Below are 19,454 nucleotides of genomic sequence, written 5' to 3'. Positions count from 1 at the left end.
TCAGGACACCTTCCCGATGTACGCGTGGACTCCGCCGATGCTGTCGATCCACGCCTGGAGTTCCGCCATCCCCGTGTCGTGGTCCACCGGCGGCGGGGCCAGATCCCGGCACGCCGCCGAGGTGTCATAGGTCGCCGAGCGGGTCAGCAGAGCCAGCGAGTAGCGGGACAGCGGAGGCGAGGAACGCCTGGCCAGCGGCGGCGCCTTCCACACCGTGTCCGCCGTGAACGCGAGCGCGCGCAGCAGCCCGAGGGGGACCCTCCGGGTCGGCGGTGTGCCCCCGAACCGCCGTGCGAGCAGCGCGAGCATGCTCCACACCTCCACCGGTTTCCCGTCGGTGACGAAGTAGGCGCGGCCGCCGACGCCGTCCGCGCGGGCCGCCCGCACCGAGGCGTCGGCCGCGTTGGCGCAGTAGCACAGCGAGGCGTACACCGGTCTGCCGCCCGACAGGTCCGGCAGACTGCCCGTCAGCATCTTCGCGATCAGCCGCGGCATAAAGCCGGAGTGATCGCGCGGCCCCCATACGGCGCGCGGACGCAGTGCGACGGCGGTGAAGTCCGGGCCGTTCGCGGCCAGCACCCGGCGCTCCGCCGCGGCCTTGGTCGACGAGTAGAGATTGAGATGGCGCGCGGGGTACGGCACCCTCTCGTCGATGCCGAGCCGATCGCCGTCCCGCACCCCCATCAGCGCACTGGGGCTGCTGATGAACACAAAGCGCCGCGCCCCCGCCGCGCGGGCCGCCGACAGCAGCCGCTCGGTGCCCGCGACGTTCTCGTCCCAGAACTGCGCACGGGTGCCGCGGTCGGTGACGCGGGCGGCGCTGTGATGCACTGCGTCCACGCCGTCGGCCGCCGCCCGCAGCGAGGCGGCGTCCCGCAGATCCCCGTACGCGAACTCCACGCCGGGCACTGTCCGCAGATGGCTCAGATCGCTTCCCTCGCGCACCAGCACCCGCACCTCGTCGCCGGCCCGCACGCACGCGTCGACGATATGGCCGCCGAGGAACCCCGACGCGCCCGTCACCAGGGCCTTCATGCGGCCGCCTCCTGTGCTCCGCGGACGCGCCGCCGCCACCAGGTCGCCCCGAACAGCATGGTCAGCGCCGCGGTCGCGCCGGGCCTGCGCCCGGTGGCGCGCTCCTGCTCGGCACGGAGCGCGGCCGGTATCTGGAGCGCGTGGACGACGACGCTGAGGAAGGCGTCGGCCCACCACAGGGCGGTGAGCGCCGGATGCTCCCAGGGCAGCAGCGGCCATGCGACGAGATAGGCCCACCCGGCCAGCGGGACGGCGCGCAGCGCCCGTTCGGCGGCGGTCGGGCGGCCGCTCCCGGTGAGCTGTCCGTCCGCCCAGCGGGCCAGCAGCTCCCGGCGGATCTTGGCGTTGTGGCGGACGTCCACGGGGAACGCCGGGTGCGGCAGGAAGTCCTGCACCGGCTTGGCGGCCGGGCTGTTCGCGCCTAGCGCGCGCAACTCGCCCTCGATCCGCGGCCAGTCGTCCGCGTCCACGCCGGGCATCAGCTCCACACACAGCACCGGCCGCTGGCCGCCGTGCGGGCCGACGCCCACCAGCGCGGTGCGCCGCACCTGGGGGTGGACGTTGAAGACGCCTTCGCAGCGCACGGTGTGCAGCTCGCCGTCCGCGGTGCGGACGCGCTGGCTCTTGCGCCCGCAGAACCAGATGCGCCCTTCGCCGTCGATCCAGCCGAGATCGCCGGTGCGGTGCCAGCGGACGCCGTGCACCGGATCGTCGACCTTGTGCTCGGCGTCGGCCCGAGGCGAGCGGAAGTAGCGCGGGCTGACGGCCCGGCCGCTGACGGCGATCTCGCCGATCTCCCCGGCGGGCACGGGGAGTTCAGGCGTCCAGCGGGGCACGGGGGTGTCACCGGTCCGGATCACGGCGACCGACTGGCCGGGAGCGGGGCGGCCCACACAGACGCCGAGACCCGCCGCCGGGCCCTCGGCCGGCCCCGCCAGCGCCTCCCGGCTCTCGATCAGCGCGATGGGCAGCGCCTCGGTCGCCCCGTAGGTGCTGAACACGCGTGCCTCGCCCGGCAGTACGGCGCGCAGCTGGTCCATCAGCGCACAGCTCACCGGAGCGCCGCCGGAGACCGCCAGCCGCAGCGACGGCACCCGGGCGCCGGTCCGCGCCAGATGCTCCGAGAGAGGCCCCAGCACGGCCGGGGAGGCGAACATGGCGCTGACGTCGAAGCGCTGGATCGCATCGGTCAGCAGCGCGGGGTCGGCGGCGCCGACGCGCCGCATGTCCATGGCCGGCAGCACCGCCGTACGGCCCGCCGCGAGGTCGAACACGCCCATCAGCGGCAGGGTGACCAGGGTGCGGGTCAGCTCGGCGGTGAAGTGGGCGCGCTCGACGCCGTACGCCATCCCGCTCAGCATGCCGGCCGTGATCTCGACGGGCTTGGCGGGCCCGGTGCTGCCGGTGGTGTAGGCGATCAGCGCCGGGTCGTCGGGCCGGAGCCGGGCCGGGGGACCGGGCGGCGGCTCCGCGCCGAGGGCGATCAGCTCGGCGAGACCGTCTCCGCGCCGGCCCACCGTGACGGTGCTGCGCACGGAGCGCAGGGCACGCGGGTGCAGCCTGCGCAGCGCGTGCGCGGCCGGTACGCCGATGAACGCCTCGACGTCCACCCGGCGCAGGCAGTCGAGCATCCGGCGCAGACCCATGCCCGGATCGACGACCGCCGGAACCGCGCCGAGATGCAGCAGCGCGCACACCAGGGTGAGCAGCTCCGCGCCGGGCGGCACAAGCAGCGCGGTGCGGGTGGAGCGGCCGATGCCGTGCCGGGTGAGTCCGGCGGCGCACGCGGAGACCCGCGAGGCGAACGCGGCATAGTCGACCGAGGTGTAGCCGGGCCGCCCGTCGGGTGCGGCCCTGCTGCCGTCCGGGTGGACGAGGGCGGCTCTGTGCGGCGTCCGGACGGCGTGCCAGGCGAGGAGTTCGGCCGGGGACGCGTCCTGGCGCGGCGGGGCCGTGACGCCGGGAGTCAGCATGCGGCCGTTCCCTCCCCGGTGCGGCGCAGCCGGTAGAGCGAGGCCGCCGAGCTGAGTCCCGCGCCGACCGCCAGGAAGAGGATGCGGTCGTGGCCTTCGAGCCTGCCGGCGTCCTGGGCCTGCCGCAGTCCGTAGGCGAGCGCCGAGGTGTGCGGGTCGCCGTGGACGCCCTCGACGGTGACCGCCGCGTCGGCGGGCAGCCCCAGCCGCTTGGCGAGCGAGGACGCGAAGGCGGGCGACGGCTGAGAGGTGATCAGCAGGGTGCGGTCGAACGCCGCGGGCGTCACCTCGGCGCGGTCTGTCCCGTACTCCGCCGCCAGGCAGCCGCGCGCGGTGTCGGCGGCCAGGCCGAGCATCCTCTCCAGCACGTCCGCGTCCCGGTCGACGGCGATGGCGCCGCGCCCGTGCGGCCCCGCCTCGGACACTGGCAGATAGCCGTTGACGCCGTGCGGTCCGGGCAGCGCCCGGTGGTGCACCCGGCCGAAGCCGAGGGCGTCGTCGCCGCGCTGAAGCAGCAGGGCCGCGCCGGTGCTGGCATAGGGGAAGGCGGGGGTGCCGGCCCTGGCCTGGTCCATGGAGGGGTGGGTGTCGGCCGAGACGACGAGCACCCTCTCGGCGCTGCCCGTCGCCAGCAGGGCGTCCGCGGCCTGCACGGCGTTGAGCGTCCCGCATGCGCCGTTCATCAGGTCGAACGAGAACGCCGTGCGTGAGCCGCCGGGTCCGCGGGCGTAGTCGGGATGGATGCCGATGCGCTTCTGGACCAGCGCGGCGACGGACGGCTCGGAGACGTTGGAGTCCCGGTAGACGCCGACATTGATCAGTACGTCGACGTCCGCGGGCGTGAGTCCGGCCCGCGTCAGGCAGTCGCCGCCGGCGCGCGCCGCGTATCCGATCGCGCTGGCGGTGTCGTCGGCGGGGCAAAGGGCGGTGGAGGCGATGACGACGCCCATGTCACACCTCCAGGGCGGAGACGGTCGTGGACAGAAAACCGGTCACCACGCCCGAGGCGGCGGGCACCAGCAGGATCTTGGACCCCTTGGGTATGCGGCCCTGCGCGAGAGCCTGGTGCAGCACAAGGAAGTGGGAGGTGCTCGCCGTGTTGGCGAACTCCTCGACGACCGACAGGGACTGCGGCATCGGGGTGTCGAAGACCTTCTCGCCCACCGCGTTCATACAGTCGACGAACCGGCTGCCGACCTGGTGCTGGACGATGAAGTCGTACCCCTCGTCGGCGAACCGGCGGCCGTCGCGGGCCAGCCTGTCCCGCTGGAACGAGGGCCAGAGCATCAGCCGGTCCTCGGCGTGCATCACGGTGTTGTTGGTGTACATCGCCAGGTCGCCGGTCCGGTCGCTGGGCATGCCCAGACACAGCTCCGCGTACTCGGAGCAGGTCATCAACTCCACGTCGTGGATGACGTCCGCGTCGTCGACGGCACGGTCCACCACCACGGCGACGGCCGAGTCGCCGACGGACAGCGAGGCGAACTGGGGGTCCCTGCTGTCCTCCATCTCCCGCGCGGCGGTGAAGGCGATCGGGGTGATGTGCTCTCCGCTGACCACCAGCCCATTGCGGACCTGGCCGGCCCGGATCATCCGGTCCAGCAGATGAACGCCGGTCATCATGCCCGCACAGGCGTTGGACACATCGAAGCGAACGGCTCCGGGGGCGCCCAGTTCCATCGCGATGCGATGCGCGAACGACGGCTCGAACTGGTGGCGTCGGCCGTCCGTGGTGCGGCTGATGGAGCAGGAGATGACGATGTCGATCTCGTCGGGAGCATAGCGCGAGCGGTCCAGGCAGTCGCGCGCCGCGGAGACCGCCATCGTGAGGCAGTCCTCCGGAACACCGGCTTCCGCGGTGTCGTCCGCGACCCGCCGCGCAGCCGCCCCCGTAATTCTGCGAAGGTCAAAGGACGGTGTCTTCGCCATATGCGAGAGCAGTTCCGGAGTGCTCATGACCCGCGAGGGCAGATATACCCCGAGAGCTTCTAATCGACTGCTGTACAAAAGCTTCTCCCGGTTTTGCCGCTTCTTTGACGCCCTGGCACAGGGGAAGGTGAACACCCGTCAGGCGCATCCGTCCGATGACGTTAGCGCATGTCTCAAGGGCTTCTCACGCTGCAAGCCTGTGATGATCGCCACTGTTCGTTCATGCGGCATCGCGGTGCGTGATGACCGAAAAACGGCCCTTGCGTATGACGGAACGATTTCAAGGCGGGTGCGGCGGCCGGGGCTGCCGCCGGGAATGCACAGCTCCCGGGCCGCACTGGTTCGCATATCAACTTTCCGGGAATTCGATGGTGCGCAACCCGCCGGCGGGGCATGGCTCATTCGGGCACCCGGGATTTCCGGCGGAAAATCCCGTCCGGGACCCGGCGCCGCTTCTGCGCCCGCCTTGCTCGCGGACCGCCGGGCTCAGGCGCGGCACAGCGCGCCGATGCCGTGCGCGGGGGCGCCGTCGGCGTCCGGGCGCAGCACCCGCACATCCGATCCGGAGAGCAGGGCGGTGCGGATCGCGACGTCGGACAGCGGGGCACGGGCCATCGGGGTCCCGTCCACCGAGGGGGCGGCGGGGCGTCGCTCGGACACCTCGCCCGGAGCGGCGCCGAACCAGGCCGTCCGCCGGTCGCCGGGGTCGTCGACGACCACAAGCGTCTCCACCCGGCCCTCGGCGAGCGCCCGCAGCGTCGAGTGCACGCCCTCGACGGCCCGGCCGCCGGGGCCGCGCTCCTCGGCGAAGCGCCGCAGCAGGCCGCTGGTCTGCTCGTCCCCGGCGCGCCGCGTCTCCTCCTCGACCTGTTCGCTGCGGACGCGGTCGGAGCCGTCAGCGGCCCGTCCGCCGCTGACCCTGCGCACAGAGACCTGCTGCCGGACCCGCTCGGGCAGATGCTTGGTGAGGTACTGCACGGCGCGCACGTCCCCGGCGAGCAGCACGAGCCGCGCGGAGACCCGGGAGACGACGCCGGTGAGGGTCTCGGCCACCCGTACGGCGTTGTGCTCCCAGGAGTCCTCGGCGCGCCGCTGGAAACGGCCCTGCGACATGCCGCCGGGCGCGTTCCGCTCGATCTCGTCGTCCGGGCCCGTCACGGTCCGGCGAATCGGCTCCGTGCCGCCCAGCGGGTACGCCTCCAGATCGGCGCCGGTGCGGTCGACCACGGCGAGCACATGGGCGGGGTGGTCCTGCCGCCAGGCGAGCAGGGGCTGCAGATGGGGGAGCGGGCCGTACGCGGCGAAGTCGGCGTCGGCCGTGTCGCCGCGGTGGCCAGGGGGCAGCACGGCGGCGTACCGGATCTCCCCGCCGGCGGCGAAGGCGACGAGCGTCCCGGAACCGGGCAGCTCCGCGTCCACCCGCCGCGCCAGCGCGTCGACGGCGGCCGCGTCCGCGCCCTCGTCCGTCAGCTGCCGGGCGAGGCGCTGCCAGCGCAGCCGGGCGTCCTCCACCTGCTGGGGGCGGGGCTCGAGCCGGAGGTAGACCGAGCACACGGGGCCCGGCCGGCCGAGCAGGCTCTGCAGGACCTTGTCCCTGATCGATGTCGTGGTTCCCATGTCGGCTCCTGTGGTGGGCCGAGCCCCGGCCGCCGCCGTCCCGCGGAGGGCGTCAGGCGGCCGCGGGCCCGTCTGCGGCAGGGGTGATGAGGCCGTAGTGGCCGTCGTAGCGGTGGTACAGGACGGCGCCGCGGCCGGTGGCCGCGTCGGCGAAGAACACAAACGGCCACCCGGTGACCTCCAGGCGCTGCCTGGCTTCGGCGACGTCCATACGGGGAGCGGGGGCCGGGCTGACGGTCAGCGGCACGGCCACCGGGCCGATCCGCTCGGGCCGCGGGTCGACCTGGGCCAGCCGGTACTCCGCGGGGCCCGAGCGGTACAGGACGCTGTCCTGACCCGAGCCGGCGTCGGTGAACAGATGGAAGCCGTAGTCGAGGCGCTCCATCTCATCCGCCGCCTCGTCGGGCGACTCGAAGGCGAGGGCGAACGACTTGTGCCGGACGACCTCCCGTTCCGCGGCAGGACGCGGGAAGTGGTCGGGCCGGTGGGCGGGCTCGTCCCCGTGCCGCCAGGCGCGGGCGTCGCCGCCGGGCGGGCGGGTCCGGCCGCGCCGGGCCTCCCAGTGCTCGGCCATCCGGGCCAGCACCGCCGTGAGCCGGTCCTGCAGCAGGTCGGCCGCTTCCGTGGCGCTGCCGCCCGCCACATGCGCCCGGGCGGGCCTGCCGCTGACGTCCAGGTTCGCCTGGGCGATCACCGGCCGCTCCATCGCCGGGTTCGCCTGGCGGGTGAGCCTCACCCGGGCGAAGAGCACAGGCTTGGGGGCCCGGTCGAGCACGGCGCGGACCTTGTCGCGGGCGTACGCGATCTCCCCGGAGGACACCTGCCCCCGCTTCTCCACCTGCACATCCGTGATCTGCGGTGACGCCGTGTGCTTCATGACGACCTCCACACCACAGTCTTCCGCTGCTCCGCGCTCCGCGCTGGGGCCGAATGGGCTATGTCTCGCCCGGGGCGTCCTCTCTGGCGTCCACGGTGCTCAGCGGCCTGCGCTCGCCCGCCACGGGCGGCTCCCGGGGGTCCGCCGTCCCCCGGCCGACGCCTGCCGCGCCAACGGACCCGTGCCCGGACCGACAGGCCGGCCACCCCGTGAACGAGCGAAACGACCTGGGGTTAGCATATGAGCGCCGCCTAGCTCGAAAGATAAGCCTGTGACTGTCAACGACGACTCGTTCACCAACTGGAAGACCCGCGAGGAGATCGCGGAGTCGATGATCCCGATCATCGGGAAGCTGCACCGCGAGCGGGATGTCACCGTCCTGCTGCACAGCCGCTCCCTGGTGAACAAGTCGGTGGTCAGCATCCTCAAGACCCACCGGTTCGCCCGGCAGATAGCCGGCGAGGAGCTCTCGGTCACCGAGACGATGCCGTTCCTGCAGGCGCTCACCACGCTCGACCTCGGCCCCTCGCAGATCGACATCGGCATGCTCGCCGCGACCTACGGTGCAGACGACCGCGGGCTGACGGTGGCGGAGTTCACCGCCGAGGCCGTCGCCGGCGCCACGGGCGCCAACAAGATCGAGCGCCGTGAGCCGCGCGATGTCGTCCTCTACGGCTTCGGCCGCATCGGCCGCCTCGTCGCCCGCCTGCTCATCGAGAAGTCCGGCTCCGGCAACGGCCTGCGCCTGCGCGCCGTCGTCGTCCGCAAGGGCGGCGAGCAGGACATCATCAAGCGCGCCTCGCTGCTGCGCCGCGACTCCATCCACGGCCAGTTCCAGGGCACGATCACCGTCGACGAGGCGACCAGCACGATCGTCGCCAACGGCAACGAGATCAAGGTGATCTACGCTGACGACCCGTCGGAGGTCGACTACACGGCGTACGGCGTCAAGGACGCCATCCTCATCGACAACACCGGCAGGTGGCGCGACCGCGAGGGCCTGTCCCAGCACCTCCGCCCCGGCATCGACAAGGTCGTCCTGACCGCGCCGGGCAAGGGCGACGTCCCCAACGTCGTCCACGGCGTCAACCACGACATGATCAAGCCGGACGAGCAGATCCTGTCCTGCGCCTCCTGCACCACCAATGCGATCGTCCCGCCGCTGAAGGCGATGGCGGACGAGTACGGCGTGGAGCGCGGCCATGTCGAGACCGTCCACTCGTTCACCAACGACCAGAACCTGCTGGACAATTACCACAAGGCCGACCGCCGCGGCCGCTCCGCGCCGCTCAACATGGTCATCACCGAGACCGGCGCGGCTTCCGCCGTCGCCAAGGCGCTCCCCGACCTCAAGGCGCCCATCACCGGCAGCTCGATCCGCGTCCCGGTGCCGGACGTCTCGATCGCGATCCTCAGCCTGCGGCTCGGCCGCGAGACCACCCGCGAGGAAGTCCTCGACTATCTGCGCAAGGTGTCGCTGACCTCGCCGCTCAAGCGCCAGATCGACTTCATCAGCGCCCCCGACGCGGTCTCCAGCGACTTCATCGGCTCGCGCCACGCCTCGATCGTCGACGCCGGCGCCACCAAGGTCGACGGCGACAACGCGATCCTCTACCTGTGGTACGACAACGAGTTCGGCTACTCCTGCCAGGTCATCCGGGTCGTCCAGCATGTCTCCGGGGTGGAGTACCCCACCTTCCCGGCCCCGGCGGTCTGACCGGTCCGACCCGCGGCGGCCGGGTGCACGGGCCGGGGCGGGTCAGCCGATGTCGAACAGCGGCCCGGTGATCGTCAGTCCCAGGTCGGAGCCCGCGTAGGCGAAGAACGCGAACAGCGCCAACGCGGCTCCGGCCAGCGCCAGGTCCTTCTGGAAGTGGACCATTTCGAGCTGCCGCGACTGGGCGTCGCTCTCTTTCCAGAACGCGTGCATCAGCAGCGCGGTCGGAACCAGGAAGGCGACGAGCAGCAGGGCTCCCAGGTCGGCCCAGATGCCGAGCAGCACGCTCAGCCCGCCGGCGAGGAGCAGCAGGCCGCTGCCGAGCGTCGCCGGCACGGCGGCGGGCACGCCCCTGGACGCGGCGTATCCGGCCATCGCCTTGGTCTGCGTGAGGTGGCCGAGAGCGGAGGTGAGGAAGAGCGCCGCGAAGAGGATGCGGCCGATGAGCACCACGACGTCCATGGTGACCTCCAGGCGTGGAATGCTGTCAAAGCAGAAACCGCCTGTTTCAAGGGTACTCGGCGGGGCGCCGGGCAGGACCACACTCCGCGCCCCAGCCGACGCCGGCCCTGCCCGACCACTCCCAGGAGCACCGTGAGCGCCGTCGCCGACTCCGCGTCATCCCCGCCACCCGCCCTGCCCGCCTGGCGGCTGCTGCTCGCCTACGTGCGACCGCACCGCTGGACCCTGCTCCTCGGGGCGCTCCTGGCACTGGTCACCGGGGCCACCGGGCTCGCACTGCCCCTGGTGGCCCGGTCGCTCATCGACAGCCTCTCCCACGACCGTTCCATCACCGGCGCGCTGCTCGGCATGACGGCGCTGGTCCTCGCCAATGCCGCGATCGGCGCGCTGGGCGCGTATGTGCTGTGGCGCACCGCGGAGTCGGTGGTGCTCGGGGCGCGGCGCGCCCTGTCGTCGTATCTGCTGCGGCTGCGCATATCCGCCGTGGACCGGAGCGAGCCCGGCGATCTGATGGCCCGGATCACCTCCGACACCACCCTGCTGCGCGAGGTCACCACCGACTCCCTGGTCGGCCTCGGCGCAGGCGGCCTGACCCTGATCGCGACGCTGGTGATGATGGGGCTGGTGGACCCGGTGCTGCTGGCGGTCACCCTCGGCGTGATCCTCGGCGCGGGCACGGTGATCGGTGTGATCGTGCCGCGCATCAACCGGGCCGCCCGGCACGCCCAGGAGGCGGTGGGGGCGATGGGCGCCTCACTGGAGCGCATCCTCGGCGCGCTGCGCACCGTCAAGGCGTCCGGCGCCGAGCACCGCGAGGAGCAGGCCATCCACGAGGCAGCCCAGCAGTCGTGGCGGCAGAGCGTACGGGCCGCCAAGTGGTCGGCCGCGGCCGGGAACACGGCCGGTCTGGCGATGCAGGTCGCGTTCATCACCGTGCTCGCGGCGGGCGGCGCCCGTGTCGCGTCCGGCGCGATCGACATCGGCACCCTGGTCGCGTTCCTGCTGTACGTCTTCTACCTCATGTCCCCGATCCAGCAAGTGGTCGGCGCCGTCACCCAGTACCAGACCGGGGCCGCGGCCCTGGCCCGGATGCAGGAGGCACTGAGGCTGCCCGCCGAACCGGCGTCCGCGCCCGCACCGCTGCCCGCGCCCGGCGCCGAACCCGCCGCGCTGGCCTTCGAGGATGTCCGGTTCCGGTACGCCGACGACCTGCCCTTCGTCCACCACGGTGTGAGCTTCGCCGTCCCCGCCCGCGGCATGACGGCCTTCGTCGGCCCGTCCGGCGCGGGCAAGACCACGGTCTTCTCGCTCATCGAGCGGTTCTACGACCCGGTCGGCGGCCGCATCACCCTCGACGGCCGCGATCTCGCGGACTGGGAGCTGCCCCGGCTGCGGTCGGCCATCGGCTATGTCGAGCAGGACGCCCCCGTCCTGAGCGGCACGCTGCGCGACAACCTGCTGCTCGGCAACCCCGACGCCGACGAGTCGGACCTGGCGCGCGCACTGAAGACCACCCGCCTCGACGGCCTGGTGTCCCAGCTGCCCAAGGGCCTGGACACCCTCGTCGGACACCGCGGCACCAAGCTCTCCGGCGGCGAGCGGCAGCGGGTCGCCATCGCCCGCGCTCTGTTGCGCCGCCCCCGTCTGCTGCTCCTGGACGAGGCCACCAGCCAGCTGGACGCCGTCAACGAAGCCGCCCTGCGCGACACGGTCGCCGACGTCGCCCGCACCACCACGGTCCTGGTCGTCGCCCATCGGCTGTCCACCGTCACCATGGCCGACCGCATCGTGGTGATGGACTCCGGCCGGGTACGGGCCGTCGGCCCCCATCGCGAACTCCTCGCCGCCGACCCGCTGTACGCCGAACTCGCCGCCACCCAGTTCCTCGCCGCCGCAGAGACGGGCTGAGACCCTGGGGCCCGGCGCGGCGTGCGAAAGGGCGCGCCTGGCCGGCCAAGGCCAGGGTGATGCGCTCCTCTTCCCGTGCGTCAGAAGAAGCCGAGCTTCTTCGGCGAGTACGACACCAGCAGATTCTTCGTCTGCTGGTAGTGGTCCAGCATCATCTTGTGGGTCTCGCGGCCGATGCCGGACTGCTTGTAGCCCCCGAACGCCGCATGCGCCGGATAGGCGTGGTAGCAGTTCGTCCAGACGCGGCCCGCCTGGATCGCGCGGCCCGTGCGGTAGGCGGTGTTGGCGTCACGGGTCCACACACCCGCTCCCAGGCCGTACAGCGTGTCGTTCGCCGTGCGGACCGCCTCGTCGGCGTCGGCGAAGGAGGTGACGGCCACGACCGGGCCGAAGATCTCCTCTTGGAACACCCGCATCCGGTTGTCGCCCTCCAGGACGGTGGGCTGCATGTAGAAACCGCCCGCCAGCTCCCCGTCGTACTCGATGCGCTGACCGCCGGTCAGGACCTTCGCCCCCTCCTGCTGGCCGATGTCCAGATAGGACAGGATCTTCTGGAGCTGGTCGTTGGACGCCTGTGCGCCGATCATCGTGTCGGTGTCCAGGGGGTGGCCCGGGACGATCCGCTCGGTGCGGGCGATCGCCGCCTGAAGGAACTCGCTGTAACAGCCGCGCTGGATCAGCGCCCGCGAGGGGCAGGTGCACACCTCGCCCTGGTTCAGCGCGAACATGGCAAAGCCTTCGAGGGCCTTGTCGCGCAGGTCGTCGTCGGCTGCCCAGATGTCGTCGAAGAAGATGTTGGGGGACTTGCCGCCCAGCTCCAGGGTCACCGGCCTGATGTTCTCGGAGGCGTACTGCATGATCAGCCGCCCCGTCGTGGTCTCCCCGGTGAACGCGATCTTGGCGACGCGCGGGCTGGACGCCAGCGGCTTGCCCGCCTCCACGCCGAAGCCGTTGACGATGTTGACCACGCCAGGCGGCAGCAGATCGCAGACCAGGTCCAGCCAGATGTGCACGGAGGCGGGCGTCTGCTCGGCCGGCTTGAGCACCACGGCGTTGCCCGCGGCCAGCGCGGGCGCGAGCTTCCAGGCCGCCATCAGGATCGGGAAGTTCCACGGGATGATCTGTCCGACCACGCCCAGCGGCTCATGGAAGTGGTACGCGACCGTGTCCTCGTCCAGCTGGCTCAGCGAACCCTCCTGGGCGCGCAGCACCCCCGCGAAATAGCGGAAGTGGTCGATCGCCAGCGGTATGTCCGCGGCCAGCGTCTCGCGCACCGGCTTGCCGTTCTCCCAGCTCTCGGCGACCGCGAGCTGCTCCAGAGACGCCTCCATCCGGTCCGCGACCGTGTTCAGCACCCGGGCGCGCAGCTCGGGGCTCGTCCGGCCCCAGGCGGGGGCGGCGGCATGCGCGGCGTCCAGAGCGCGTTCGACGTCCTCGGCGGTGCCGCGGGCGATCTCGGTGAAGGCACGCCCGTTGACCGGGCTCGGGTTCTCGAAGTACCGGCCCCTGGCGGGCGGCACGTACTCGCCGCCGATCCAGTGGTCGTAGCGCGACGCGTACGAGACGATCGCGCCCTCGCCGCCCGGCGCTGTGTATCGGGTCATCTGCGGGACCTCCCGGTGGGTGCGCACACCGCCCGCCGTCGGGCGGCGCTCGCGCAGACGGTAGGGAGACGGACGTTGCAACGCCGTTGCGTGCGGGGACGGTTGATTCCCGCACCAGTCGGCACGGGCGTTCCCCCTGCCCCTCCCCCTGTGCCCTGGAGGCGTGGAGGGACCCCCACTTCCCGAAACCGGGGGCAAGCCCCCAGACCCCCGTACAGCCTTCGGCCGTGTCCTCAAACTCCCCCAGACTTCGTCCGGGAGGTCCCCCAACGGGCTGAGATATTCAGCCCCGTGGGGGCACCTCCCAGCGGTAGCTGGGGGAGTTTGAGGCGCGGGGGGTCCGGGGGCGGAGCCCCCGTAAAGCGGGGTCTGGGGGCGCAGCCCCCAGTTTCGGGAACGGGCGGGGCAGGGGAAAGACCAGCCGGACACCCTACGGCCGCGTACCCAGCCCACCCCCTGGCATCGCCCCCGCCCCCTGCCACGCATCGAGCTCCGCCACCCGCGCCGCCGCGGACGCCCGCTGCTCCGCCGGGAGCACGGCGGTCAGCGCCCGCCACACCGGGAGGTCGTCCTCGCCCCACGGGCTGTACGCCCAGTCGGCCAGCAGCCCCGCGTCCGCGCGTGCGATCAGCGCTGAGCGCAGCTGGTCGGCCAGCCGGCGGCGCAGCCGCACCACGGCCGGGGCCTGTGAGGCGGGCAGCAGCGGCCCCGTGTACGCGCTGAGCGCACCGGTCACCGCCCCGGCCGCCAGCCGGCGGCTCACCGCGGTGAAGTCCGCTTCCACGGGCGGCGCAAGCCGGTACGGGCGGGAGCACAGCAGCTCCGCCCCCACGACGCCGCCCAGCTCGGCGGCCAGCACCCCGCGGAGCCGGGAGAGTTCGGCGCGCAGCGTCACCGGGGTGACCGATTCGTCCTCGTACAGGTCGAGCAGCAGCTCCTCGCCGCCGATGCCTTCCCGGCGGTGCGCCAGCACCGTCAGGATCTCGCTGTGCCGGCGGCTCAGCCGGACGGTCCGGGCGCCGGCCGTCAGCAGCGCCTCGTCCCGGCCGAGCGCCGTCAGCCGTGCCCGGCCCGCGGCGGGCGGCGGGGAACACAGCGCCAGCTGGGACTCGGCGGCCCGGGCGACCGCGCCGATGAACGCCAGGCTGTGCGGATGCGCCAGACCGTCCCCGCCGGTGATGTCCACCGCGCCCAGCACCCGGCCGGTGGCCGGGTCGTGAACGGGCGCGGCCGCACAGGTCCACGACTGCACGGGCCGCCGGAAGTGCTCCGCGGCGAACACCTGGACGGGCCGGTCCACCGTGATCGCCGTGCCGGGGGCGTTGGTGCCCGCCGCGGCCTCCGCCCAGCGGGCGCCGGGCACGAAGTTCATCCGCCCCGCCCGCCGGAGGGCGGCCGTATGGCCCTCGACCCACAGCAGCCGCCCGGAGGCGTCGCAGACCGCGATCAGATGCCTGCCGTCCTCGGCGTACTGGCCCATCAGCTCGCGCACCAGCGGCATCACCCGGGCCAGCGGATGGCTCTCGCGGTAGGCGCGGAGCGCGTCCCCGTCCAGCTCGACGCCCGCCGTGCCTTCGGGGGCGACATGGGCGCGGGCGGACCTCCGCCAGGAGGCGGCCACCACGTCCCGTACGGGCTGCTCGACACGACCGGAGGTCAGATACGCTTCATGGGCTCTGCGCAGGGCCCGCACCCGCTCCGCGGGATCAGCTCCCCGCTCCAGGGCCACCCACGTTCCGTCCGTCACGGGCACCCTCCTTCCGCCCGCCATGCTGCCGCCAACCCCGCCCGGGGCCAACCGTCCCTTCCGGACTTCCGGCCGGTGGCACGTCGCGCGGCAGGACGTCGTCAGCGACGGCGGTGACGGCTGCGGCGGGCAGGAAGACGGCAGAAGCGCACTCAGGCGCACCGCCGGTGTACTCAGCCCCACCCTCCCGGCACCGGGTGCGCCCCCCTCGCTTCCGGGTGGTGGCGTCATAGCCGCACTGCCAGTCCGGTCCTTACGTTTTCCGGGTCAGCGCGTACGGCGAACCGTACGAGGACACGACTCACCGACCGGAGCATCCATTGCATCAGCCCGCCGTCGCCGCCGTCCCTGTCCCTGCCTCCGTCCCCGTCCCCGCAGCCACGTCCCACGGCCGTCCGGGGCGGGCGAGCCCGTCGCGTGCGGACAGGGCGAGCGAGTTCGCCCCGCTGCTGCGGACCGTCAAGGAGCAAGGGCTTCTGGAGCACCGCCCCGGCTGGTACGCACGCGGCGTCGCCGCCCTGCTCGTCTGGCTCACCGCGGTGATCGCGGGCATGGCGGTGCTCGGCGGCTCCTGGACGGTGCTGCTGCTCGCCCCGCCGCTCGCGGTCCTCTGCGCCCGGGCGGCGTTCCTGGCCCATGACGGTGGCCATGCCCAGATAGCGGCGGGCCGCCGGGCGAACCGGCTCGTCCAGCTGGCGGTCGCCGGACTCGTCCTGGGCATGAGCCGCCACTGGTGGAACGACAAGCACAACCGGCACCATGCCAACCCCAACCACCTCGACAAGGACCCCGACGTCGCACCCGACGTGCTGATCTTTGACAAGCGGCACGCGGCCGGCCGGCGCGGACTGCGCGGGCTGCTCACCCGGCGCCAGGCATGGCTGTTCTTCCCGCTGACCACGCTTGAGGGCATCGCCCTGAAGGTGTACGGATTCCGGGCCGTCCTCTCCCGGTCCTCCGGCGCCGGCCGCGGACTCGACCGCCGCACGCGCGCGGCGGAGGCACTGCTGCTCACCGGGCACCTCGCCGTCTACGCCGGCCTGCTGCTGGCCACCATGCCCGCGGCGCAGGCCGTGGTCTTCGCGCTGCTGCACCACATGGCGCTCGGACTCCACCTCGGCATGGCGTTCGCCCCCAACCACAAGGGGATGGACATGCCCGACGGGGAGCACGGGAGCGACTGGGGGCATCTGCGGCGGCAGGTCCTCACCTCCCGCAACATCCGGGGCGGTCCGGTGACCGACTGGTTCCTGGGCGGCCTGAACTACCAGATCGAACACCACCTCTTCCCCAGCATGCCCCGCCCCCATCTGCGGCTCGCCCAGCCGCTGGTGCGCGCTCACTGCCGCGCGCTGGGCATCCCGTACACGGAGACCGGGCTGATCGACTCCTATCGGCAGGCGCTGCGGCATCTGCACGGCGTCGGCGAACCGCTGCGGACCGCCGCATAGTGGAACCGAGGGGCGAGTGCGCACGTTCTCAGTGCAAGGAGCGGCCCCGGCCGCGAAGGAGGCGTCGACAATGACGACACGTACGAAGATCGTGATCGGGGGAGTGGCCGTCGGCCTGCTCCTGTGGCCGCTGATCGGATTCTGGTTCTCGCTGCTGGTGGTGGTCGGCGTGCCGACCGCGGCGTACTTCATGCTGGACCCGAGCCAGCGCCGCAGGCTGCGCAGGGTCTCCCGCAAGGAGATCGGCCGCTGACCGGATCGGCGGCGTGACCGCTCCCGCGGTCCTCGACCCCGGCTGAAGCGGGGCACGAGCCGAGAGCGAGACAGTCACGACGTCAACCGCCCGCGGACCTGTCGCCCACGACGGTCCGCGGGCGATGCGTGTCCCCAGGCTCCCTGCGGTGTACGGACGGCCCGGCGCAGGGACAGCTGGGCGCGGGGACGGCCGGGCGCACGGCGGTCCGAGCGGGGGCGCGGACGGCTCAGGCCGGGCGCATCGCGATCCCGTCGAGGTCCTGAAGGAGCTGCGGCAGCTCGGCGCCGCGCCCCACGGGCAGCACCTCGCAGGGCTCCTCGTCGAGCAGGACGAAGGCGATGTCGTCGGTCCTGGCGACCATGGACCAGCCGGGACCGTCCACCCGCAGCATGCGCGCGCCGCCCGGAGCGAAGCTCGACCGCACCCGGCCAGGCGGAGGGGCGCAGTCCAGATAGCTTCGGGCCTCCTTGAGCGCCCGCCGCACGCCCTCCGGCTGCGGCGTCCGTTCCTCCTCGGGCGTGTCCGGGGAGGCGAACGACTCGCCGTCGTCCAGCTGCTCCCGCCACTGGGTCCACTGCAGGGCGATCTCGTCCGCACCCAGCCGCCGCTGCGCGGGCCCCCAGGTGTCGCTGCCGGGAGGGGTGAGCGGCGGCCGGCCGCCCTCCTCCGGCGGCGGATCGTGCGGGGCGGGCACCCCGGGCGCCGCGACCGCGACCGCCAGCGGCCAGCCGGGGAGCACGGCCACCACCGTGCGCTCGCCGGGCGACAGCTCGTGCTCCATGCCGCAGTCCCAGGCGGCGATCGCGACCGCGACCAGTGAGACGTCGTCCACGACGACGGTCCAGCGGGCGCCGTCCGCGTCCTGGCCGAGCACCAGCCCGTACCCCTCCGCGTATGGCTCCAGGCCGAGCGCGGCGCACGCGGCCGGGAAGTCGTCGCCGAGCACGCTCGGGAACTGCGCGGGCGTCAGCAGCACCGCGGTCAGCACATACAGCGCGTCCTCGTCGACGACGGCGTCGTCCGTCCCCGCCACGGCACCCTCCTGCGGCTGCTCGGCTTGTGTCGGCGCACCCTAACCAGTGAGTAACCCGATCGTCGAGGGTTTGCGGCCTGGCGGCTTCGCGGGTACGGGGAGGCGCGGCCGCCGCCGCGGCCGGGCACGGTCCGGACGACAGGGCTCACCCCTGCCGGACGGCCAGCGCCAGGAAGCGGTCGTCCTCGTCGGCGTACGACGTCATCCGCCAGCCGGAGCCGGCCAGCAGCGGCGCGAGATTCGCCTCCGCCCGCAGATCGTCGCCGGTGAGCCGCCGGCCCTGGCGGGCCGCGAGGGCCGCCCTCCCGACGGGGTGGAAGAGCGCGAGCGTGCCGTTCGGCCGCACCACGCGGGCGAGTTCCCGCAGACCGTCCGCCGGGTGCGGCAGATGCGCGATCAGACCGGCGGCGAAGACGGCGTCGAGGGATCCGGTGCGCAGCGGCAGATGTGCGACGTCGGCGAGGACCGGCAGCCCGCTGTCCGACCGTCCGGCGCGCACCGCCTGACGCAGCATGGCCGGTGTGAGGTCCACCCCGATGACGGCGCCGCGCGGGCCCACGGCCGACCGCAGCGGGGGCAGGGCGCGGCCTGTGCCGCAGCCCGCGTCGAGGACGGCGTCGCCTGGACGCAGGCCCAGCTCGGCGACGGCGGCCGCATAGGCGGGGCCGTCGTCGGGAAACCGGCTGTCCCAGTCCGCGGCGCGGGCGCTGAAGAACTCCTGCACTGAGGTGTGGTCATCCGCCATGAGTCCATGATCCCCGAAATGGTCCCGCGCATGCGGACACCTGTGCTCCGCACACTTCTGCTCCGCACACCCCTGCACACTGCCGCGCGCTTCCGAACAACCTCACACGGCCGTTCGGCGCGCGCGTTCGAGCGCTGCACGATCGTTCTGGAGCATCTCTCTGTCATATTTCATCAGCTTTCGAAATGCGCCCCCGTGTGCGCCCCCTGCGCCCTAGCGTCCCTTGGCCATGGGACATCTGGACCACGCGGCCTTCGGCCTGCTGACCCCCGTGCTGTCGTACGCGATGGCCGTCATCGGCGCCGCCCTCGGGCTGCGCTGCACCGTGCGAGCGCTGGCCGCGAGCGGCCGCTCGCGCCGCAACTGGCTGGTCACCGCGGCCTCGGCGATCGGGACCGGCATCTGGACCATGCACTTCGTCGCCATGCTCGGCTTCGCCGTACGGGGCACCGACATCCGCTACAACGTGCCGCTGACCTTGCTGAGCCTGCTCGTCGCCATGCTGGTCGTGGGGGCCGGGGTCTTCTGCGTCGGCTATGGCAGGGACCGGGTCCGGTCCCTGCTCGTGGGCGGGCTGAGCACCGGACTCGGCGTGGCCAGCATGCACTACCTGGGCATGGCCGCACTGCGCCTGCACGGCTCGATCGGCTATGACCCCGCGCTCGTGGCGCTGTCCGTCGTGATCGCGGTCGTCGCCGCCACCGCCGCGCTCTGGGCGGCCCTCAACATCAGGTCGGCCGTCGCGGTGGCTGTCGCGTCCCTCGTCATGGGCGCCGCGGTCAGCAGCATGCACTACACAGGGATGCTCGCGGTCAGCGTGGACGTCGTCCCCTCCGGGGACGCGCTGCCCGGGGCCACGGCGATGCAGTTCATCTTCCCCCTCGCCGTCGGCCTCGGGTCGTATCTCTTCGTCACCTCGGCGTTCGTCGCGCTCTCCCCGACCGAGCGCGAACGCACCGCGTACGCCTTCGCCGAGCGCCGCTCCGAGGCGACCGCGGATCCCTCGCCGGACGGTCCGGGCGCCCGGGACCCCGCCGGACGGCGCGCCGCGGCCGACGCCCCGACGCCGCAGCACACCCCCGCCCGCTGACGGTCCCGGG

General features: G+C 73.0%; 16 protein-coding genes. 5 read left to right on the top strand and 11 right to left on the bottom strand.

All coding sequences use genetic code 11. The annotated features are described in order from the left end of the window. From OF819_RS03555 to OF819_RS03530, 6 genes are all read right to left on the bottom strand, one after another. Positions 1 to 1,035: an NAD-dependent epimerase/dehydratase family protein gene (locus OF819_RS03555; protein WP_267241832.1), complete on the bottom strand. Its 1,035-nt coding sequence runs from the start codon at positions 1,033 to 1,035 to the stop codon at positions 1 to 3. Next, positions 1,032 to 3,008 carry a fatty acid CoA ligase family protein gene (locus OF819_RS03550; RefSeq protein ID WP_267241831.1) on the bottom strand — a complete coding sequence of 659 codons (1,977 nt, stop codon included), beginning with the start codon at positions 3,006 to 3,008 and terminating at the stop codon, positions 1,032 to 1,034. Before OF819_RS03550 ends, OF819_RS03555 begins: the two co-directional genes overlap by 4 nt. After that, on the bottom strand, positions 3,002 to 3,958 hold the full coding sequence (locus OF819_RS03545) for a 3-oxoacyl-ACP synthase III family protein (protein ID WP_267241830.1): 957 nt from the start codon (positions 3,956 to 3,958) through the stop codon (positions 3,002 to 3,004). Before OF819_RS03545 ends, OF819_RS03550 begins: the two co-directional genes overlap by 7 nt. 1 nt (position 3,959) lies before the next feature. Beyond that, entirely contained in the window at positions 3,960 to 4,964 is a 1,005-nt protein-coding gene (locus tag OF819_RS03540) for a 3-oxoacyl-ACP synthase III family protein (RefSeq protein WP_267241829.1), read from the bottom strand. A gap of 459 nt (positions 4,965 to 5,423) precedes the next feature. Further along, a complete protein-coding gene (locus tag OF819_RS03535; protein ID WP_267241828.1) occupies positions 5,424 to 6,554 on the bottom strand; it encodes a Vms1/Ankzf1 family peptidyl-tRNA hydrolase in 1,131 nt (376 codons plus the stop codon). Between the two features lie 52 nt (positions 6,555 to 6,606). Next, positions 6,607 to 7,431: a sigma 54 modulation/S30EA ribosomal C-terminal domain-containing protein gene (locus OF819_RS03530; RefSeq protein ID WP_267241827.1), complete on the bottom strand. Its 825-nt coding sequence runs from the start codon at positions 7,429 to 7,431 to the stop codon at positions 6,607 to 6,609. Positions 7,432 to 7,702: 271 nt separating this feature from the next. Between OF819_RS03530 and OF819_RS03525 the strand changes: the two genes are divergently transcribed. Next, the gene (locus OF819_RS03525) at positions 7,703 to 9,148 is read left to right on the top strand and encodes a glyceraldehyde-3-phosphate dehydrogenase (protein WP_267241826.1); all 1,446 of its coding nucleotides are present in this window, start codon (positions 7,703 to 7,705) and stop codon (positions 9,146 to 9,148) included. A 42-nt stretch (positions 9,149 to 9,190) separates the two neighbouring features. Here OF819_RS03525 and OF819_RS03520 read toward each other — a convergent pair whose 3' ends face one another. Then, positions 9,191 to 9,610: a DoxX family membrane protein gene (locus OF819_RS03520; RefSeq protein ID WP_267241825.1), complete on the bottom strand. Its 420-nt coding sequence runs from the start codon at positions 9,608 to 9,610 to the stop codon at positions 9,191 to 9,193. A gap of 132 nt (positions 9,611 to 9,742) precedes the next feature. On the opposite strand from OF819_RS03520, the gene OF819_RS03515 reads away from it, so the two are divergent. After that, positions 9,743 to 11,518 (top strand): ABC transporter ATP-binding protein, encoded by a 1,776-nt coding sequence (locus OF819_RS03515; RefSeq protein WP_267241824.1) that lies wholly within the window; start codon positions 9,743 to 9,745, stop codon positions 11,516 to 11,518. Positions 11,519 to 11,598: 80 nt separating this feature from the next. Here the strand turns inward: OF819_RS03515 and OF819_RS03510 are convergent, their stop codons facing one another. After that, on the bottom strand, positions 11,599 to 13,122 hold the full coding sequence (locus OF819_RS03510) for an aldehyde dehydrogenase family protein (protein ID WP_267241823.1): 1,524 nt from the start codon (positions 13,120 to 13,122) through the stop codon (positions 11,599 to 11,601). Between the two features lie 430 nt (positions 13,123 to 13,552). Next, positions 13,553 to 14,869, bottom strand: coding sequence for a GAF domain-containing protein (locus OF819_RS03505; protein WP_267241822.1), 1,317 nt, complete (start codon positions 14,867 to 14,869; stop codon positions 13,553 to 13,555). A 320-nt stretch (positions 14,870 to 15,189) separates the two neighbouring features. Here OF819_RS03505 and OF819_RS03500 point away from each other — a divergent pair, with 320 nt between their 5' ends. Both OF819_RS03500 and OF819_RS03495 read left to right on the top strand, forming a co-directional pair. Next, complete coding sequence (locus OF819_RS03500) at positions 15,190 to 16,320, top strand: fatty acid desaturase family protein (protein ID WP_267241821.1); 1,131 nt, start codon at positions 15,190 to 15,192, stop codon at positions 16,318 to 16,320. A gap of 70 nt (positions 16,321 to 16,390) precedes the next feature. Further along, entirely contained in the window at positions 16,391 to 16,573 is a 183-nt protein-coding gene (locus tag OF819_RS03495; protein ID WP_267241820.1) for a hypothetical protein, read from the top strand. A gap of 229 nt (positions 16,574 to 16,802) precedes the next feature. Here OF819_RS03495 and OF819_RS03490 read toward each other — a convergent pair whose 3' ends face one another. After that, the gene (locus OF819_RS03490; RefSeq protein WP_267241819.1) at positions 16,803 to 17,609 is read right to left on the bottom strand and encodes a hypothetical protein; all 807 of its coding nucleotides are present in this window, start codon (positions 17,607 to 17,609) and stop codon (positions 16,803 to 16,805) included. A gap of 145 nt (positions 17,610 to 17,754) precedes the next feature. After that, complete coding sequence (locus OF819_RS03485; RefSeq protein WP_267241818.1) at positions 17,755 to 18,354, bottom strand: class I SAM-dependent methyltransferase; 600 nt, start codon at positions 18,352 to 18,354, stop codon at positions 17,755 to 17,757. Between the two features lie 229 nt (positions 18,355 to 18,583). Here OF819_RS03485 and OF819_RS03480 point away from each other — a divergent pair, with 229 nt between their 5' ends. After that, the gene (locus OF819_RS03480) at positions 18,584 to 19,444 is read left to right on the top strand and encodes an MHYT domain-containing protein (RefSeq protein ID WP_267241817.1); all 861 of its coding nucleotides are present in this window, start codon (positions 18,584 to 18,586) and stop codon (positions 19,442 to 19,444) included. The last annotated feature ends 10 nt before the right edge of the window (positions 19,445 to 19,454 follow it).

Source organism: Streptomyces sp. PR69, assembly GCF_026420845.1.
Classification (GTDB): Bacteria; Actinomycetota; Actinomycetes; order Streptomycetales; family Streptomycetaceae; genus Streptomyces.
Note: the sequence above shows the minus strand (reverse complement) of the source record. Positions and strands in the feature narration are given on the sequence as shown.